Origin of the sequence: Streptomyces thermovulgaris, from assembly GCF_002155915.1 — a bacterium.
In the GTDB taxonomy this organism is placed as follows: Bacteria; Actinomycetota; Actinomycetes; order Streptomycetales; family Streptomycetaceae; genus Streptomyces; species Streptomyces thermovulgaris.
Genome location: NZ_MUME01000558.1, coordinates 1 through 730, shown reverse-complemented (window position 1 = coordinate 730; position 730 = coordinate 1). Strand labels below are relative to the sequence as shown.

Annotated in this window: 1 protein-coding gene; it reads right to left on the bottom strand. The window is 71.6% G+C overall.

Going from position 1 to position 730, the window contains the following annotated elements:
• The coding region (locus tag CCN35_RS27290; RefSeq protein ID WP_143631904.1) for a phosphatase PAP2 family protein at positions 1–730 on the bottom strand (730 nt) is incomplete at both ends.

Here is a 730-nt window from a genome sequence, read left to right as displayed (position 1 = left end):
CGGCATCGCCGCGTACTGGTTGGTGACCGCGGTCATCGCGCCGTAGTCCGGGCGGGAGAAGTCCTGGACGCCGTGGACCGTGTCGATGAAACCGAGGCCCGGCATGAGGCGGGGCGGGGCCAGCGGGTAGAGCCAGAAGCCGAGCAGGCCGAGGAGCGTGGCGAAGCCCAGGGCGGTGCGCGCCCAGCGGTAGTCCACGGGCCGCCGGACGTAGAGGACGGCGAGGATCGTCAGCGGCACCGCGAAGTGGAACGCCTTGTAGTAGAAGCTGAGGAAGCCCTCCAGCCAGGGCAGCCCCACCACCGCGTGGTTGGCCCAGTGCTCGATGTCGAGGAACAGGGCCCGCTCGAGGGAGAGGATCTGGTGGCCGTGCGCCTCGGCCGTGGCGCGATCGCCCTGGACGGCGATCCGCACGGAGGAGTAGGCGGCGTAGGTGACCCGGATGAGGAGCAGCTCGAGGAGCAGGTTCGGACGGGTGAGGACCCGGCGCAGAAGGGGCAGCCGGGGAAGGCGGCGGAAGCGGGCCGGGGCCGGCGCGTGCACGGTGGGGGCGGGTGACGCGTAGTACGGCGACGTACGCGGCAGGAACGGGACCGCCGTCGCCGCGGCCAGGGCCGCCAGCAGGACGACGTTGTCCCGCAGGGGGTGCATCACCGACATGTTCGGCAGCAGCATCTTCGACGGCAGGGTCATCACCAGGACCACGGCGACCGGCCAGACGTACCGGTCG